We start from the raw sequence: 18020 nt of genomic DNA on the forward strand, positions 1-18020 counted from the left end.
GGGAACATTCCCGGCGGCCATTACAGAAGACCCGATGGGGCGCAACTTTGCGTCAGATCAAACCCGACCGGCGCCCCGATTCGGGGCATCGGTTTTTCTTTGCACGCTTTTGACGCACGTCAATGCTGGCGAGGAACCCGCTTTCACTCAGGCAGCAGCTGCACCCGAAACACGCCCCGGTGCCGCACCCCCAACGCTTCGGCGGCGGCGTGGCTGAGATCGATGGCGCGGTTGCCCGTGTTCGGTCCCCGGTCGTTGATGCGCACGACCACTTCGCGCCCGGTATCGACGCTGCGCACGCGCAACCAGGTGCCAAACGGCAACGTCGGGTGCGCGGCCGTGAGTTCGTCGCGGTCGAAGCGTTCCCCGCTGGCGGTGCGCCGTCCATGAAACCGGTCGCCATACCAGGAGGCCAGGACGATGGGCACCCGCCCGGGGTGCCAGCTGGTGTCGCCCAGGGCGTCCCGCTGTGTGCTGCAGCCGGCCAGCGCCGCCACGCCCAGCAACAGGAACATGCGGCGTTGCCAGCCCGGGGACGTCATGCGCGCAGTCGGCGCACGAGCTCGAGGGTCGCCGCGCTCTGGTTCATGGTGTAGAAGTGCAGGGCCGGAGCGCCCAGCGCCACCAGGCGTTCGACCAGGCTGCTGACCACGTCGAGCCCGAAGGCCTTGATGGACGCCGTGTCGTCGCCATAGGCCTGCAGCCGCAGGCGAATCCAGCGAGGAATCTCCGCACCACACGCGTCGGAAAAGCGCATCAATTGCGTGGAGCTGGTGATGGGCATGATCCCCGGCACCACCGGTACATCGGCCCCCAGCGCCCGCGCCTCGTCGACGAAACGGGCATAGGCGTCGGCACTGTAGAAATACTGGGTGATCGCGGAATCCGCGCCCGCCCTCACCTTGGCCGCGTAGGCCTTGAGGTCGGCCTCGGGCGAGCGGGCCTGTGGGTGCACCTCGGGGTAGGCGGCCACTTCGATGTGGAAGTCGCGCCCGGTTTCGGCACGGATGAAAGCCACCAGATCGCTGGCGTACTGAAATTCACCACCGATGCCATAGCCGCTGGGCAGATCGCCCCGCAGCGCCACCAGCCGCCGCACGCCCATGGTCTTGAGCTGCGCGAGCTGATCGCGCACGCTGGTCTTGGTGGCGCCAATGCAGGAGAAATGCGATGCCGCGTCCACACCTTCGGTCAGGATGGCCTTCACGGTGTCGAAGGTCCCTTGCTGCGTGGAGCCGCCGGCGCCATAGGTCACCGAACAGAACTCGGGCTGGAGCGCGTACAGCTGCTGGCGCACGGCGCGCAGCTTGTCGGCGCCCTCGGGCGTCTTGGGCGGAAAGAATTCAAAACTCAGGGGCAGGCCCATACGAAAAACTCCCGGTTGCCATCACCACCGGTGATGGCGCTGTCGAAATAGTCGCGGCAGCGCAGACCGTGATCGGCACAGGCCTGGGCCATGCGCTGCTGCACTAGGGCGTAGCTGGCGGGGTTTTTCACCAGCCCCCCTTTGCCGATGTGTTCGGGCTGCAACTCGAACTGCGGCTTGACCAGCATCAGCAGCCCCGGCCCGCCGGCCTTGAGCAGCGGCACCAAGGCCGGCCAGACCAGCGTCTGCGAGATGAAAGACAGATCGCCGACGATCAGATCGAACGGTGCGGCGGCCGCAGCGCCGCCAGCAGCCACCAACTGCGGTGCGGTCAGGTCGCGTGCATTGCACTTTTCGATGCAGATCACGCGCGGATCGTTCCGCAGCGAAGGATGCAACTGGCCCTGGCCCACGTCCACCCCGACCACGTGCGCCGCACCGCGCTGCAGCAGGCCGTCGGTGAAGCCACCGCTGCTCTGCCCCACGTCGAGGCAGCGCAGGCCCGCCACGTCGATGCCGCAGTGGGTGAGTGCCGCATCGAGTTTGAGTCCGCCGCGCGAGACGAAGCGCGATTCCGCCGTGTCCAGCAGTTCCAGATCCACCGTTTCGCGCAGCTCCTCGCCGTTCTTGGTCACCGTTTTCCAGTCGCCGCCGGGCAGGCGCCAGCGCACGCCCGCCGCGATCAGCCGCTGCGCTTGCGAGCGCGATGCGGCCAGGCCACGGTCAACCAGCAACTGGTCAGCACGCATGATGGGATGAAGAGATCTGATGCCAGGGCGCAGTGGAACCGGCTTGACCGGGCCACCAGCGCCACCCCCAAGAGGGTGACACCGAAGGCCGCGCGAGGGGCGTCCTCATGCTGCGCGGGGGATCAATACCGGTACGTGTCGGGCTTGTACGGCCCTTGCACCGGCACGCCGATGTAGGCGGCCTGTTCCTTGGTCAGGGTGGTCAGCTGGGCGCCCAGCTTGGACAGTTGCAGGCGCGCGACCTTTTCATCCAGGTGCTTGGGCAGCACGTAGACCTGGCCGACCTTGTAGTCCTTGGGCTTGGTGAACAGCTCGATCTGGGCGATGGTCTGGTTCGCGAAGCTGGACGACATCACGTAGCTCGGATGGCCCGTGCCGCAGCCCAGGTTCACCAGACGGCCCTTGGCCAAGAGGATGATGCGCTTGGCCGGCTTCTTGCCCACCTTGGGGAAGATCACGTGGTCCACCTGCGGCTTGATCTCTTCCCACTGGCAATGCTTTTCCAGCGCGGCAACGTCGATCTCGTTGTCGAAGTGGCCGATGTTGCAGACGATGGCCTGGTCCTTCATGGCCACCATGTGCTCGTAGCGGATCACGTCCTTGTTGCCGGTGGTCGTGACGAAGATGTCGGCCTTGTCGGCCGCATATTCCATGGTCACGACGCGGTAGCCTTCCATGGCGGCCTGCAGCGCGTTGATGGGGTCGATCTCGGTCACCCACACCTGGGCGCTCAGTGCGCGCAGGGCCTGGGCCGAACCCTTGCCCACGTCGCCATAACCGCAGACCACGGCCACCTTGCCGGCAATCATCACGTCGGTCGCGCGCTTGATGCCGTCCACCAGCGACTCGCGGCAGCCGTACAGGTTGTCGAACTTGGACTTGGTGACGGAGTCGTTGACGTTGATGGCGCGCAGCATCAGCGTGCCCTTGGCCGACATCTCGTTCAGGCGGTGCACGCCGGTGGTGGTCTCTTCGGTCACACCGATGATGTTCTTCAGGCGGCGGCTGTACCAGGTCGGGTCCTGCTTGAGCTTGGCCTTGATGGCCGCGTGCAGGATTTTCTCTTCCTCGCTCTTGGCCTTGCCCAGCGCCTTGATGTCCTTCTCGGCCGCGGCGCCCAGGTGCATCAGCAGCGTGGCGTCGCCGCCGTCGTCCAGGATCATGTTCGGGCCTTCGGTCTTCGAGCCCTTGGGGCCGAATTCGAAGATGCGGTGGGTGTAGTCCCAGTAATCGACCAGGGTCTCGCCCTTGACGGCGAACACCGGTGTGCCGTTGGCCGCAATGGCGGCGGCGGCGTGGTCCTGCGTGCTGAAGATGTTGCACGAGGCCCAGCGCACTTCGGCGCCCAGCGCCTGCAGGGTTTCGATCAGCACCGCGGTCTGGATCGTCATGTGCAGCGAGCCGGTGATGCGCGCGCCCTTGAGCGGCTGCTTCTTGGCGAACTCGTCGCGGATGGCCATCAGGCCGGGCATTTCGGTCTCGGCGACCTGGATTTCCTTGCGGCCCCAGTCGGCCAGGCCGATGTCGGCGATGACGGAATCGGCGTGGGGGGCAGGCGTGCGTGCGTTCATGTGGAAGGCTCCAAAAGCGACGTTGGGCAGAAAGCCACCGACGATGGGGAACCGGACTCACCTCACTCGTGCAGTGGATGAGCGTCGTTGCGAAGAAGGGATCCGAGCCTCACGCCCCGCGGCCGGTGACACCACCGGTGGGGACGCTGCAACGCTCCTCGGAATGGCGGAATTCTAGCGCAGGCAGGCTTTTCAGGCATCTGCGACACTGGCGGCCCTTTATGAACCCGACGCCGCTTTCCGACTGGCCCCTGGCCGCCCGGGCCCGCATCCAGGGCGTGCTCACCGACATCGACGACACCCTCACCACCGGAGGCGCCCTCACGCCCGACGCGGGCGCCGCGCTGCAGCGTCTGCGCCATGCCGGCCTGCCGGTGTTCGCCATCACCGGTCGCCCGGCCGGCTGGAGCGCCCCCTTCGCGCTGGCCTGGCCGGTCGATGGCATCGTGGCGGAAAACGGCGCCGTGGCCTTCTGGCGCGGCAGCGATGGGGCCCTGTGCCGCGCCTATCAGCAGGACGCGCCCACGCGGCAGCGCCACGCCCGGCGGTTGCAGGCGGTGGCCCACGCCATCCTGGCCGAGCTGCCGCATGCGCGGCTGGCGCAGGACAGTGCGGGCCGCGAAACCGACATCGCCATCGACCACAGTGAATTCGCCCACCTGACACCCGCCGACACCGCCCTCGTGCAACGCCGGATGCTGGAATCCGGCCTGAACGCGACCGTCAGTTCCATCCACATCAACGGCTGGATCGGCGACCACGACAAACTCAGCGGGGCACGCTGGATCGTGCGCGAGCGGCTCGGGCGCGACCTGGACGCCGAGCGCGAGTGCTGGGCCTTCATCGGCGACTCGACCAACGACGCGCCCCTGTTCGCCCACTTCAGCCAGAGCATCGGCGTGGGCAATATCGCGCGCTTTCTGCCGGCACTCACCCACCCGCCCCGTTACCGGACCGCCGGCGAACGCGGTGCCGGTTTTGCCGAAATGGTCGATGCCCTGCTGGCCGCGCGCGGCGCCAGGAGTCCGGCATGAGCGAGCACCCGCTGCCCCCGGCCCACTCGGGCATCGCCGGCACCGGAACGTCCGCCCCGCAGGCCGGCCGGGGCCTGGTGGCCATTTTCGGCTCCACCTTCTTCGAGCTGATCGGCTACTTCATGCTCATGCCCCTGCTGCTGCTGCGGCTCAAGGGCGACGGGCTGTCGACCTCGATGGCCGGGCTGTTCGCGGCCACGGGCTGGGTCGGCATCTTCGCCATCACGCCGTTCGCCTCGGGCATCACCCAACGCCTGGGCCGGCGCCCCACGCTGTGGCTGGCCGCTGCCGTGCCCGTGGTGGCGATCGCCGGCTTCCTGGCCACCGATGCGCTCGCGGCGTGGTTCGTGTTCGAGTTCATCTCGGGGGCCGCCTCCGGCCTGCGCTGGGTGCTGGCCGAAGCGGTGGTGGCCGAATTCGCACCCCCCCGGCAGCGCGGACGCATGGTCGGCATTTTCGAAACCATGATTGGCACCACCTTCGTCATCGGGCCGGCGCTGCTGGCCGCGGTCGGTCCCCAGAGCCCGCTGGCCTTGTGGCTGGTGCTGGCCTCGGTCAGCGTGGGTCTGGTCTGGAGCCTGCTGATTCCGCGTCTGCCGGCCGCCGCCGACCAGCACTCGGCCCGCGTCGGTCTGCACGGGGTGTGGCAAGCCCTGCGTGCGCACCCGCTGATCATGACCATCGGCTTCGTGGGTGGTTTTTTCGAAAGCGGCCTGACCTCTCTGCTGCCGCTCTACGGCCTGGCGCTCGGGCTCGGCGCCGCCGCAGCCGCGCTGCTGGTGTCGGCCAGCGGGCTGGGCAGCGCCCTGATGATGCTGCCCGCCGGGCTGCTGGCCGACCGCCTCAGCCACCACCCGCGCTGGCCGACACCGGCCCGGGCACGCCTGGCACTGATGCACGGCTGCGCCCTGGTCACCCTGCTGGCCACGCTGTTCATCCCCTTCGTCGCCGGCACACCCTGGCTGGCCGCTGTCATCGCCTTCGTCTGGGGCGGCGCAGGCGGCAGCCTCTACACCCTGGCCATGATCGACATCGGCTCGCGCGAAGAGGGCATCACGCTGGTCAACAGCACCGCCGTGCTGGTGCTGGCCTACACCCTGGGCGGGGTGCTCGCTCCGGCGCTGGGTGCGGCGCTGCTGGACCTGTCGCCCGTGTTCGGATTTCCGGCCCTGCTGATCGCCGTGGCGCTGCCCGGCTGGTGGTTGCTGCGGCGCGCCCGCACCTGAGGCGCGCCGCAAGCGCTGTCAAGGGGCGGCGGAGGCGCCAGCGGGTGCCGTGGCGGGTGCACGGTCGAGCAGGCGGTCGGCCAGGCCGCCACCGACCCACATGCCGCCCAGCGTCAGCCAGGCCGTCGTGGCGAAAATCGCGCCCCCGGTCATGCCGGCGCCCACCGCACAGCCCCCCGCCAGCATGGAGCCGAAGCCCATGAAGATCGCGCCGATGATGTAGCGCGGCATGGTGTAGGCCCCGCCGAAACCTTCGAGCTTCCAGTCCCGACCGATCAGCGCTCCCACCAGCGATCCCAGGAACACGCCGGGCATGAGCCCGAGGCCGAATGTCCAGGGTTTGCCCGGCTCGGCCAACACGCGCATCAGCCATTCGGCCGAAGGCCCGCTGAAGGTCAGCCCCTGGATCTGCACCGGCTCGAAAGAATGCGCCATCACCTGGTAGGTGCCCAGCCAGGCCAGCGCCACCATCAGGCCCGTGCCCAGCCCGCCGACCCACTTCCAGGCGCTCCAGCCGCTGTAGTGGGCAAAAAAGCCGGCGGTCACGAGCCAGACGGCACCGAAGACCAGCCCGTCCAACGGCCCGGCGCCGGCCAGCGCCAGCAGACTGCGCGACGCCCCGCCCTCCACCACCCACCAGCCGGCGATGGTTTCCCGCAACGGCGCCAGCACGCCCCCCAGAGACGCCTGCGCGACGACAGCAAAGATCAGCCCCGACAACAGCGCCCGCAGGTTGCCGTTGGCCGTCAGCACCAGCAGCCGGCTGGCGCAGCCGCGGGTCATGACCATGCCGAAGCCGAAGATCAGCCCACCGATCAGCGCCCCCGACAGGCTGCCGCGGGCAGACAGCTGGCGGGCCGTCCCCACGTCGAGCCAGCCGGCCACGACGAAGCCCTGCACCGCCACCACCGCCGCCGAAAACGCCAGCAACCAGACGGCCAGCTTTTCACCGAAGCGGCCGTGCCAGAACTCGATCACGGCGGCGCGCAGGCAAAAGCGCGAACGCTGGGCAAAGAAGCCAAAGCCCAGCCCCACCACCAGCCCGCACAAGGCCAGCACGGCAGGCTCCCCCCAACGCTCGATCCACGCGGTGGCATCCATTTTTTCACCATTAATTCAAATATCGGCAATTACGGATGTTATGACTTTCCACCCCCCGGGATCTCAGGTGCTTCCCGGATGAGCGCCCGATTCCGCCCACGCTTGCGCCAGATCAAGGGTCGGGAATCGCCACCGTGGCCCCGCTGCCGCAGGCACAGGCGCTAAGCTGACCGGCGGGCGCACCGCTGGCCGCCCGGAAAAGGAGCGTGTTTTTGGCAATTCCCTGGCTCACTGCCCTGAAAGTGATTCCCTGGGGGGACGTGATCGAACACGCCCCCAAAGTGCTGGCCGCCGCGCGGCAACTGGTGGACCGGCAGAACAAGCGCCCGGCGCCCAGCGCGGCCGACGCCGCCACACCGATACCGGTCGCCCCCGAACCGGGCGTGCTGCAACGCGAGGTGGCCGCCTTGCAGCAGGACGTGCAGCGCCTGCAGCAGACACAGGACCAGCTCACCCGCACCGTGGCCGACCTGGCGGAGCAGAACACCCGGCTGGTCGGCGCGGTGGATGTGCTGCGCCGCCGCACCCGCCTGCTGCTCGCCGTGGCGGCGGTGCTGGCGCTGGGCCTGGTCTGGCTGGGCTGGCGCTGAGCCGCGACCGGATCAGTCGGGCGCCGTGTCGGTGGTGAGCGTGGCGTCGCAGCCGCGGCCGGCGGCGATCCAGCGGCGCGCCAGTGCCTGCAGTGCGGGCGCGGCCCAGCCCCAACGCGGCCCCAGCAGCCCTCGCGCGTCGCTGATCGCTCCACAGCGGTAGAGCGACTGCGCGTCGCTCCAGCGCAAGGCTGCACAGGCGCCGGCACGGCGGCGCGAGATCACCTGCCCCAGCGGGCACGGCTCGGCCAGGCAGCACACGCCGCACCCGTTGCAGGCGACCCCCTCCGGCGGCTTGGCCGGCGCAGCGGGGTGGATGTGGATGACTTGGTGCGGCACGGCCAGAGCGTAGCGCAATCATTGTCTGCCGGTCCGCGTCGCCAAGGCGATGCGGGCGGCTTGCCTTCGAGGGGCTGCATGCCTATGGTGCGCCTTTCACCCACCCACCAAGGAGACATCACCATGAGCCTCGCTCCCCGCTTTTCCGAGCTCGTCTCGGGCTACACCTTTTTTGAAAGCCCGCGCTGGCACGACGGCCACCTGTGGCTGTCGGACTTCTACACCCACCAGGTGCTGCGCGTCGACCTGCAGGGGCGGGTGGAAAAGATCGCCGACGTGCCCCAACAGCCGTCCGGCATGGGCTGGCTGCCCGACGGACGTCTGCTGGTGATTTCGATGCGCGACCGCCGGATTCTGCGGCGCGAGGCAGACGGCCGGCTCGTCACGCACGCCGACCTGTCCGGCATCGCGAGCGGCCACGTCAACGACATGGTGGTGGACGCGCAAGGCCGCGCCTACGTGGGCAACTTCGGCTTCGACCTGATGGGTGGCGGTACACCCCAGACCGCCAGGCTGGCCCGGGTCGACCCCGACGGCTCGGTGCATGTGGCGGCCGACGGTCTGTACTTTCCCAACGGCAGCATGATCACGCCGGACGGCCGCACCCTGATCGTCGGCGAAACCATGGGCAACCGCATTTCGGCCTTCGACATCCAGCCCGACGGCCAGTTGGGCCCGCGCCGCGATTGGGCCTCGTGGGGGCCACTGCCTCCGCTGACCGACACGCCGACCGTGCTGGGCGCGCTCAAGGCGGCGCCCGACGGCGCCACGCTGGACGCCGAGGGCGCGGTGTGGTTTGCGGATGCGGTGGGCAACCGCGTGGTGCGCATGGCCCCGGGCGGCGAGATCCTCGAAAGCCTCTCCACCGGGGCGCAGGGCGCCTTCGCCTGCACGCTGGGCGGCCCCGACGGCCGCACCCTGTTCATCTGCGTGGCGCCGGATTTCCACGAGCACGCACGCCAGGCCGCCCGCGAGGCGGCGATCTGGACCACCACGGTGAGCGTGCCGGGCGCAGGCCGGCCCTGACGCCCGGGCGGGGACCGACGAGGCCCCGCCTCAGCGCGCCAGCACGGGGGCAAGCACCTGGCCGGTGTGCGTGCCCCGTTGCACCACGCCTTCGGGCGTGGTGGCCGCCACGATACGGCCGCCGCCCGAGCCACCTTCCGGCCCGAGGTCGATGATCCAGTCGGCCTCGGCCATCACGTCCAGGTCGTGCTCGATCACCACCACACTGTGGCCGCCATCGACCAGCCGGTGCAATACGCGGATGAGTTTTTCCACGTCGGCCATGTGCAGGCCCACCGTGGGTTCGTCAAGCACATACAAGGTGTGCGGCGCCTTCTGGCCACGGCGGCCGATGTCGTCGCGCACTTTGCTGAGTTCGGTCACCAGCTTGATGCGCTGCGCCTCGCCGCCGCTCAAGGTGGGCGAGGGCTGACCCAGCGTGAGGTAGCCCAGGCCCACGTCCTTGAGCAGTTGCAGCGGGTGGCTGATGGCGGGCATGCTGGCGAAGAACTCGACCGCCTCGTCCACCGCCATCTGCAGCACGTCGCCGATGTTCTTGCCCTTCCAGGTGACGGCCAGGGTCTCGGGGTTGAAGCGCGCGCCGTGGCAGACCTCGCACGGCACCTTCACGTCGGGCAGGAAGCTCATCTCGATGGTGCGCATGCCCTGTCCTTCGCAGGCCGGGCAGCGGCCTTCGCCGGTGTTGAAACTGAAGCGGCCCGGCCCGTAGCCGCGCGCCTTGGCTTCCAGCGTGTCGGCGAACAGCTTGCGCACCGTGTCCCAGAAACCGATGTACGTGGCCGGGCAACTGCGCGGGGTTTTGCCGATGGGCGTCTGGTCGACTTCGAGCACGCGGTCCACGGTCTCGCTGCCCAGCAGCTTGCTGCAGCCGGTCCAGGCCGGGCGGACGCCCTCGTTGTCCCAGGCCTGGCGGCCGGCAAAGGTGCTGCGCTGGCTCACCGCCGCGGCCACATTGATCAGCAGCACGTCGCGCGCCAGCGTGGACTTGCCCGAGCCGGAAACGCCGGTCACCACCACCAGGCGCTTCAGGGGCACGGCCGCATCGAGCTTCTGCAGGTTGTGCAGGGCGGCGCCGCGCACTTCCAGCCAATTCACCCCCGCATCAGGTGCAGGCTCACCCACGGTCAAGGGAGCAGGGGCTGCGCCGGGCAACGATTTGGCGGGAACGTATGAGGCGCCCGGCGCAACCCCTGATCCCGCAGCGGGCGCCAGCACCGGACGCCGCGCCTGCAGGGGATGCTTCATCGCATGCAGCAGGTAGCGTCCGGTCAACGAATCGGCACTGGCCGACAGGTCGGCCACCGTGCCCTGCGCCACCACCCGGCCACCGCGCTTGCCCGCGCTGGGCCCGATGTCGATGATGTGGTCGGCACGGCGGATCGTGTCTTCGTCGTGCTCCACCACCACCAGGGTGTTGCCCATGTCGCCCAGCTTGTGCAGGGCGTCCAGCAGGATCTGGTTGTCGCGCGGGTGCAGGCCGATGGTCGGTTCGTCTAGCACGTAACACACGCCCTGCAGGTTGCTGCCGAGCTGGGCCGCCAGGCGGATGCGCTGCGCCTCACCACCGGACAGCGTGGGCGCGCCGCGATCCAGCGTGAGGTAGGCCAGGCCGACCTCTTCCAGGAACGCCAGGCGGCTTTCAATCTCGGGCAGCAGGTCGCGCGCGATGTCGGCTTCCCTGGAGGCCAGACCGCCAGTGGCCATCATGGCTTGCACCCAGGCGCGGACCTCACTGACCGACAGGCGCGCGATGTCGGTGATCGACACGCCGCCGAAACGCACGGCGCGCGCCTGGGCATTCAGGCGCGTGCCTTCGCAGCTCGGGCAGGCCTCGTCGGTCAGGTCTTCCACCTCGGGCTCGGCGAAGCTCTGCTCGCGGCCCTTCTGGTCATCGTCGCGCACCGAATCGTCCAGCGCCTTGCGCTGCTCGCGCGAGAGCTTGACGCCGGTGCCCACGCAGTCGGGGCACCAGCCGTGTTTGCTGTTGTAGGAGAACAGGCGCGGGTCGAGCTCGGGGTAGCTGGTGCCGCAGACCGGGCAGGCGCGGGTGGTGGAGAACACCTCCAGCGTCCCCAGGTTCGCGGTCGACCGGCCTTCGGCCAGCGCGGGCGCCAGCCCGTCCAGGTCGGTCAGCAGGTGCAGCGTGCCCTTGCCCAGTTCCAGCGCCTTGGCCAGTTGCGTGCGCAGCCAGGCCTCGTTGGCCGGATCCACCACGCCGTCGGCCACCGGCAGCTCGATGGTGTGTTCCTTGAAGCGGTCGATGCGCGGAAACCCGGTGGTGGGCAGGAACTCGCCGTCCACCCGCAGATGCGTGTAGCCGCGCGGCCGCGCCCAGTCGGCCAGCTCGGTGTAGACACCCTTGCGGTTGACCACCAGCGGCGCCAGCAGGCCAATGTGCTGGCCGCGGTAGCGCGTGAGGATGGCGGCGGCGATGCTTTCCGGGCTCTGCGGCATCACCGCTGCGCCATCGTGCACGCAGTGCTGCGTGCCCAGCTTCACGTAGAGCAGGCGCAGGAAATGCCAGACCTCGGTGGTGGTGCCCACCGTGGACTTGCGACCGCCGCGCGAGAGGCGCTGCTCGATCGCCACCGTGGGCGGGATGCCGTAGACCGCATCCACCTCGGGCCGGCCCGCGGGCTGCACGATGCTGCGCGCATAGGCATTGAGCGATTCGAGGTAGCGCCGCTGGCCCTCGTTGAACAGGATGTCGAACGCCAGCGTGCTCTTGCCCGAACCGCTGACGCCGGAGATGACGTTGAACTTGCCGCGCGGGATGTCCACGCTCAGGTTCTTGAGGTTGTGTTCCTTGGCGTTGACGATGCGCACCGCGTCGCCACCCACCTGCGCGCGCCGCTTCTTCACCGCGTAAGGCGCCACCCGGTCGCTGACCGTGTGCACCTTGTCCATCGCGTTGGCGTAATCGCGCAGGGCCTTGGCGGTGTGGCTGCTGCGGTGTTCACGCACCTCTTCGGGCGGGCCTTCGGCCACCACCAGACCACCGCCGACACCGCCTTCGGGACCGAGGTCGATCAGCCAGTCGGCACTGCGGATCACGTCCAGGTTGTGCTCGATCACGATCAGCGAATGCCCCGCTTCGAGCAGCTTGCGCAGCGAACGCATGAGCTTGGCGATGTCGTCGAAGTGCAGGCCGGTGGTCGGTTCGTCGAACAGGAACAGCGTGCCCTTCTTCGCCAGCGCCTGGCGGCTGGCGGCACTGTTCCGCGCCGCTTCGGCCAGGAAGCCGGCCAGTTTGAGGCGCTGTGCCTCGCCGCCCGAGAGCGTGGGCACGGGCTGGCCCAGCTTCACGTACTCCAGCCCCACGTCGACGATGGGTTGCAGCACGCGGATGACTTCGCGGTCGGCCTTGAAGAGGTCGGCCGCCTCGCTGACTGTCAGGCCCAGCACATCGGCCACACTGAGCAGGCGGTCGCCGCGCTCGATGCGCACCTCCAGCACCTCGGGTCGGTAGCGCTTCCCGTCGCAGTCCGGGCAGCGCAGGTACACGTCGCTGAGGAACTGCATCTCGACGTGCTCGAAGCCCGAACCGCCGCAGGTCGGGCAGCGCCCGTCGCCGCTGTTGAAGCTGAACTTGGCCGGCGTGTAGCCGCGCTGGCGCGACAGCGGCGCGTCGGCGAACAGCGCGCGGATCGCGTCCCAGGCGCCGACATAGCTGACCGGGTTGGAGCGCGCGGTCTTGCCGATGGGCGACTGGTCGACGTACACCACTTCGCTCAAGAAGTCGGCACCGAGCAGGCGGTCGTGCGCACCGGGCGATTCGGTCGCCTTGCCGAAGTGGCGCAGCAGCGCGGGCGCCAGCACGTCCTGGATCAGCGTGGACTTGCCCGAGCCCGACACGCCGGTGACCACGGTCAGGCGCTGCAGCGGGAACTCGACATAGAGGTTCTGCAGGTTGTGTTCGCGCGCGCCTTCGAGGATCAGGCGCGGCGTGCTGTCGGTGACCATGCGCTTGAAGCCCATGCCCACGGTCTTGCGCGCGCCCAGGTAGGCGCCGGTCAGCGTGTCGGCGCTGCGAATGGCTTCGGGTGTGCCGTCGAACACGATCTGCCCGCCGCGCTCGCCGGGGCCGGGCCCCATGTCGATCAGGCGGTCGGCGGCCAGCATCACGGCCGGGTCGTGCTCCACCACCACCAGGGTGTTGCCGGCGTCGCGCAGGCGCAGCATGGCGTCGTTGATGCGCGCCATGTCGCGCGGGTGCAGGCCGATGCTGGGTTCGTCGAGCACGAACAGCGTGTTGACCAGCGAGGTGCCGAGCGCGGTGGTGAGGTTGATGCGCTGCACTTCGCCGCCAGAAAGCGTGCGGCTCTGGCGGTCCAGCGTGAGGTAGCCGATGCCGACTTCGCACAGGTAGCGCAGGCGGGTGTTGATCTCTTCGAACAGCAGCTTCAGGGCTTGTTGTTCGCCACTGCCTTTGGCGCTCGCTGCATCGTCGCGAGGGGTAGGGGCTGCGTCGTCAGTCGCACGCTCGGATTCCTCCTTCGCCCCTACCCCTCGCGACGATGCGGGTGTGGGCGTGCGAGATAGATCGACCGCGCTGGCTTCTTCCGTTGGCGTGCCCTGGTTCGGCGATGCGGGTGGGTGGGCGGAGTGTCCGGGGAAGGCATCGGAGCCTGCGACTGACGCCACCGGGCGCTCCGCCCGCCCACCGGCAGCGCCTGCGAGAGAAGTGGACAGATCGGCGAAGAACCGCCGCAGATCCGACAAAGGCATCAGCATCAGGTCGTGCAGGCACAGACCGGGCAGCGCTTCGAGCTGCGCGCGCGACCACTTCACGCCGGTGGGCAAGTAGCGCTTTTCAGCCGGCAGCACCGCGTCGGCCTGCGCCTTCGTGCCGATGCGCCACAGAAGGCTGTCGGTCTTGAGGCGCGCGCCCCCGCAGGAAGGGCATTCGGTGTAGCTGCGGTACTTCGACAGCAGCACCCGGATGTGCATCTTGTAGGCCTTGCTCTCCAGGTACTCGAAGAAGCGCGCGATGCCGTACCAGTGCTGGTTCCACTTGCCGTTCCAGTTCGGCGACCCGGCCTTCACCCAGTGCTGCTGCTCGGGCGTCAGCTTGTTCCAGGGCGTGTCGCGTGGAATGCCCGCCGCCTCGGCGTGTTTCATCAGATCGTCCTGGCACTCCTTCCAGGCCGGGGTCTGGAACACCTTGACCGCACCGTTGCGCAGCGTGAGCTTTTCGTCCGGGATCACCAGGCCGTAATCGACGCCAATGACGCGGCCGAAGCCCCGGCAGGTTTCGCAGGCGCCCACGGCGGAATTGAAGGAAAAGGCCGAAGGCGTGGGCTCGGTGTAGCGGATGTCGCTTTCCGGGCAGTGCAGGCCGGTCGAGAATTTCCAGATGTCGGGCGGCCCGGCGTCGGGTCGTCCCTCTTCCTTCAGCACATAGACCATCAGCTTGCCGGCCCCGCGCTTGAGGCCGGCCTCGATGGCTTCCATCACCCGCGCCGGTTCGGCGTTGCCCAGGCGGAAGCGGTCGGCCACCACGTCCAGCAACTTCACCGCCTCGATCACCGGCTTGGCCTTCTTGCCCTTGGCGGGCGCCTCTTCCTGGGCTTCGCGCTGCACGGTGCGCTCGGCCTGCACCCGGGTGTAGCCGCTGGCCGAGAGCCACTGCGCCACTTCTTCCGGCGTGGTGCTGGCAGGCAGCTCGACCGGGAAAGTCACCACGAGGCGCGGATCGCCCTGTTCCGCCGAGCGGCGCTGCAGCTCCGCAAAGATCGTCTCCGGCGAATCGTGCCGCACCGGCAGCGCGGTCTCGCGATCGAACAGGCTCGCGCCGCGCGCGAACAGCAGCTTGAGGTGGTCGTTCAGCTCGGTCATGGTGCCGACCGTGGAACGCGAAGACCGCACCGGGTTGGTCTGGTCGATGGCGATGGCCGGCGGCACGCCCTCCACCTTGTCCACCGCCGGCTTGTCCATGCGGTCCAGGAACTGGCGCGCGTAGGCGCTGAAGGTTTCGACGTAGCGGCGCTGGCCTTCGGCGAACAGCGTATCGAACACCAGACTGGACTTGCCCGACCCGCTCGGGCCCGTGACCACCGTCAGCTCGCCCGTGTGGATGTCGAGGTCCAGGTTCTTGAGGTTGTGCTGGCGCGCGCCGCGGATGCGGATCAGGCCCTGGGGGTCATCCGCCCCGGTGGCTTCGGGTGGGGTGATGGCGGAGAAATCGGGGGAAATGTCGTCGGACATGCAGGGGCTCCGTGTCGGGAGGCAAACATTCTAGGAGCGCCGGGCGTCGGACCGCGCCCGCCCTACGTCATTCCCACAATCGCGGCGCTGGTGGCGCCGATAGACTCCGCCCATCCATTCTCGGGAGGTTCCATGTTCCGTTCACCGAAAGCCGGTTTTTTGTGCGCAGGCGTCTGGGCACTGGCCTTGAGCGCCCTGTTGTCCAGCCCGGCCTGGGCACAGCTGCGCATCGGCATGCCCTCGGGCTTCACCGGGTCGGTGGCCGCCGGCGTCAAGGAAAACGCCGAAGGCGCCCGGCTGTACCTGAACGCGGTCAACGCCCGTGGTGGCGTGCATGGCGAACGCATCGAGCTCATCACCGTGGACGACCAGTTCGACCCGAAAACGACGGTGGAAGTGGCCACCCGGCTCATCAACGAACAAAAAGTGCTGGCGCTGTTCCTGAACCGGGGCACGCCCCATGCGCAGGCCCTGCTGCCGCTGCTGACCGAAGCCAGGGTGCCGCTGGTGGGCCCCAGCACCGGCGCCATGGTGCTGCACGAGCCCGTGCACCCGTGGGTGTTCAACGTGCGCGCCACCTACCAGCGCGAGGCGGCCCGTGCCATCGAGCACCTGGCCCGCATCGGCATGGCCCGCATCGCTGTGCTGCAGACCGACGACACTTTCGGGGCCGACGCCTACGCCGGCGCCGCCAGGGGCTTTGCCCAGGCCAAGCTGGAGCCAGCGCTGCTGGCCAAGTTTCCCCGGGAAAAGCCCGACTTCACCCCGCTGGCCCGGCAGGTCGCGGCCCTGCAGGCGCAGGCGGTGCTGATCATTGCCTCGGCCGGCAACACGGCCGAAGCGGTCAAGGCCATCCGCGCAGCGGGTTCGCTGGCCCAGGTGGTCACCCTGTCCAACAACGCCAGCGACGGTTTCGTCAAACTGCTCGGCCCCCACGCCCGCGGGGTCATCGTGACGCAGGTGTTTCCGAACGAGCGCTCGATGACGTCACCACTGATCCGCGAAGCGATGGATCTGGCCAAGGCCCAGAACCTGCCCGGCGTGTCGCCCGCGATGATGGAAGGCTTTGCCGCCGCCAAGGTGCTGGTGGAGGGCCTGCGCCGCGCCGGCCCCAAGCCCAGCCCCGAAGGCCTGCGCGATGCGCTGGAGGCCACCCGGGGCTTCAACCTCGGGGGCCTGAGCATCAGCTACAGCCCCACGAGCCACACCGGTCTGGACTTCGCCGACCTGTCGATCATCGACGGCTCGGGCAAGTTCCGGCGCTGAAAAAGGGGTTCGAAGCCCAACACCCCGCCGCTGACGCGGTCAGCGAGGTCTGCCCGTCATTCCCGCGAATGCGGGAATCCAGGCCCAAACGATCCGTCAGCCCTTGACGATGAGCACCGGCATCTTGGCGTAGGTCAGCACCTTCTGCGCCACGCTGCCCAGGATCAGGGCCTTGACACCCTGGCGCCCGTGCGAGGCCATGACGATGAGGTCGCAGCCTTCGGCCTGGGCCGTTTCGATGATGCCTTCGTACACCACGTTGCGTTCGATGGTGTCGCCGGCGAAGGGCACGCCGTCGGCCTTGCACACGGCGGCCAGCGCATCCAGCGCCTGGCCGGCTGCGGCCTTGGCTTCCGCCAGATAGGCCTGCAGACCGGCCGCTGCCGCGTCGCCGATGCCGATGTAGGGGAAGGGATCGATGACATAGACACCCACCACCTGGGCACCCTGGCTCTTGGCCAGCTGGACCGCTGTGGTGGCGGCCGCCGATGCCAGTTCCGAACCGTCGGTGGGCACAAGGATTTTCTTGAACATGGGAACAGGCCTCCTGTCGTGAAGAGCGATGAAACGGCGAACGGCCCGTGAGGACCGATGGGGCAATGGTAGCCGGGCTTCACGCGCACAGCCACTGCCGCGCCCACATCCCTTGCCCCGCATCAATCGCATTCGGCGCCGCGGCAGCACGGCATGCCGCACGGGTTGCGCTCGACTTTCAATGGGGTTAGACTGAAAAAAGCACAGGGCGCTCCGGCGCTTGTGTGCACAGGTCGAACGCCTCCTGCGCATACCGGCGCTGAGGGCTTCGGTCTCCTCGTTCAACGGCCATTGGGTCGCTTGAGTTCTTTTGTAGGTCCCCACAAGGGGGCCGACCGGCAGGCACACCGCCCTCGGGCAGTCACCCGCCGTTCGCCAGAAGCCGCTGCGCCACGCAGACCGGCTTCACCACAAACAAACCCATGGCATGACCCAGTCCGACAGGCCGACCTATACCCATTCCCTTTCCGTTCAATTTCGATCTGCCCGCCCGAGCGACGGGGCCGCAGCATGGCGCCTGGTGCGTGAGACCGGCGCGCTGGAGCTGAACTCCCCCTACTTCTACCTGCTGCTGGCGACCGATTTCGGCGACACCTGCCTGGTGGCCGAACACGACGGCCAGATGGTCGGGCTGGTCATCGGCTACCACCCGCCGCGCGAGGCAGACACCGCCTTCGTGTGGCAGATCGGCGTGCTGCCCACCTACCGCGGCCAGGGGCTGGGCCTGCGGCTGCTGCAGGCCTGGCTGCAGTTGCCGGCCAACGCCCACTGCCGCTGGGTCACGGCCACCGTGGCCGAAGACAACGCAGCTTCACAGGCCCTGTTCCGCCGGCTCGCGGCCGAACACGGCACCGCCTGCTCGGTGCAGGCGCATTTCACCCCCGACCAGTTCCCGCAGGAACACCCGGCCGAACCCCTCTACCGGGTGGGGCCGATCGTGCGTGGCGTTCCTGCCTGAGCCTGAGCCACGCACGCCCGTGCGCCCGCCCTGCGGCGGGTTGCTTTGACGAG

Annotated in this window: 13 protein-coding genes, 1 pseudogene and 1 riboswitch; of the genes and pseudogenes, 6 read left to right on the forward strand and 8 right to left on the reverse strand. The window is 68.7% G+C overall.

Annotated features, from left to right (window positions below; all coding sequences use genetic code 11):
- Window positions 1-143: 143 nt before the first annotated feature.
- From L0977_RS18665 to ahcY, 4 genes and pseudogenes are all read right to left on the reverse strand, one after another.
- Window positions 144-416 (reverse strand): annotated as a pseudogene (locus L0977_RS18665) (septal ring lytic transglycosylase RlpA family protein); the annotation flags it as partial.
- Window positions 417-538: 122 nt separating this feature from the next.
- Window positions 539-1366, reverse strand: coding sequence for a methylenetetrahydrofolate reductase [NAD(P)H] (gene metF / locus L0977_RS18670; protein WP_234266374.1), 828 nt, complete (start codon window positions 1364-1366; stop codon window positions 539-541).
- A complete protein-coding gene (locus tag L0977_RS18675) occupies window positions 1351-2115 on the reverse strand; it encodes a TlyA family RNA methyltransferase (RefSeq protein WP_234266375.1) in 765 nt (254 codons plus the stop codon). Before L0977_RS18675 ends, metF begins: the two co-directional genes overlap by 16 nt.
- A 122-nt stretch (window positions 2116-2237) precedes the next feature.
- Entirely contained in the window at window positions 2238-3686 is a 1449-nt protein-coding gene (gene ahcY, locus L0977_RS18680) for an adenosylhomocysteinase (protein WP_234266376.1), read from the reverse strand.
- 72 nt (window positions 3687-3758) lie between these two features.
- A riboswitch (S-adenosyl-L-homocysteine riboswitch) is annotated at window positions 3759-3852 on the reverse strand.
- A 55-nt stretch (window positions 3853-3907) separates the two neighbouring features.
- Here ahcY and L0977_RS18685 point away from each other — a divergent pair.
- Together L0977_RS18685 and L0977_RS18690 are read left to right on the forward strand one after the other, a co-directional pair.
- Complete coding sequence (locus L0977_RS18685; RefSeq protein WP_234266377.1) at window positions 3908-4720, forward strand: HAD-IIB family hydrolase; 813 nt, start codon at window positions 3908-3910, stop codon at window positions 4718-4720.
- Window positions 4717-5946: an MFS transporter gene (locus L0977_RS18690; RefSeq protein ID WP_234266378.1), complete on the forward strand. Its 1230-nt coding sequence runs from the start codon at window positions 4717-4719 to the stop codon at window positions 5944-5946. The genes L0977_RS18685 and L0977_RS18690 overlap by 4 nt, the downstream gene beginning before the upstream one ends.
- 18 nt (window positions 5947-5964) lie before the next feature.
- On the opposite strand, the gene L0977_RS18695 is transcribed toward L0977_RS18690, so the two are convergent.
- Window positions 5965-7047: a YeeE/YedE family protein gene (locus tag L0977_RS18695; RefSeq protein ID WP_234266379.1), complete on the reverse strand. Its 1083-nt coding sequence runs from the start codon at window positions 7045-7047 to the stop codon at window positions 5965-5967.
- Window positions 7048-7253: 206 nt separating this feature from the next.
- Between L0977_RS18695 and L0977_RS18700 the strand changes: the two genes are divergently transcribed.
- Complete coding sequence (locus tag L0977_RS18700) at window positions 7254-7637, forward strand: bZIP transcription factor (RefSeq protein ID WP_234266380.1); 384 nt, start codon at window positions 7254-7256, stop codon at window positions 7635-7637.
- A 12-nt stretch (window positions 7638-7649) separates the two neighbouring features.
- Here L0977_RS18700 and L0977_RS18705 read toward each other — a convergent pair whose 3' ends face one another.
- Window positions 7650-7994, reverse strand: coding sequence for a hypothetical protein (locus tag L0977_RS18705; RefSeq protein ID WP_234266381.1), 345 nt, complete (start codon window positions 7992-7994; stop codon window positions 7650-7652).
- A gap of 105 nt (window positions 7995-8099) precedes the next feature.
- Between L0977_RS18705 and L0977_RS18710 the strand changes: the two genes are divergently transcribed.
- The gene (locus tag L0977_RS18710; RefSeq protein WP_234266382.1) at window positions 8100-9002 is read left to right on the forward strand and encodes an SMP-30/gluconolactonase/LRE family protein; all 903 of its coding nucleotides are present in this window, start codon (window positions 8100-8102) and stop codon (window positions 9000-9002) included.
- Between the two features lie 30 nt (window positions 9003-9032).
- Here L0977_RS18710 and L0977_RS18715 read toward each other — a convergent pair whose 3' ends face one another.
- Window positions 9033-15209: an excinuclease ABC subunit UvrA gene (locus L0977_RS18715; RefSeq protein ID WP_234266383.1), complete on the reverse strand. Its 6177-nt coding sequence runs from the start codon at window positions 15207-15209 to the stop codon at window positions 9033-9035.
- 132 nt (window positions 15210-15341) lie between these two features.
- On the opposite strand from L0977_RS18715, the gene L0977_RS18720 reads away from it, so the two are divergent.
- Complete coding sequence (locus tag L0977_RS18720) at window positions 15342-16475, forward strand: ABC transporter substrate-binding protein (protein WP_234266384.1); 1134 nt, start codon at window positions 15342-15344, stop codon at window positions 16473-16475.
- 96 nt (window positions 16476-16571) lie between these two features.
- Here the strand turns inward: L0977_RS18720 and L0977_RS18725 are convergent, their stop codons facing one another.
- Entirely contained in the window at window positions 16572-17009 is a 438-nt protein-coding gene (locus L0977_RS18725) for a universal stress protein (protein WP_234266385.1), read from the reverse strand.
- Window positions 17010-17436: 427 nt separating this feature from the next.
- Here L0977_RS18725 and ectA point away from each other — a divergent pair, with 427 nt between their 5' ends.
- Window positions 17437-17967 carry a diaminobutyrate acetyltransferase gene (gene ectA / locus L0977_RS18730; protein ID WP_234266386.1) on the forward strand — a complete coding sequence of 177 codons (531 nt, stop codon included), beginning with the start codon at window positions 17437-17439 and terminating at the stop codon, window positions 17965-17967.
- Window positions 17968-18020: the final 53 nt, after the last annotated feature.

It is taken from the genome of Hydrogenophaga sp. NFH-34 (genome assembly GCF_021401345.1).
GTDB classification, from domain to species: domain Bacteria; phylum Pseudomonadota; class Gammaproteobacteria; order Burkholderiales; family Burkholderiaceae_C; genus Hydrogenophaga; species Hydrogenophaga electricum.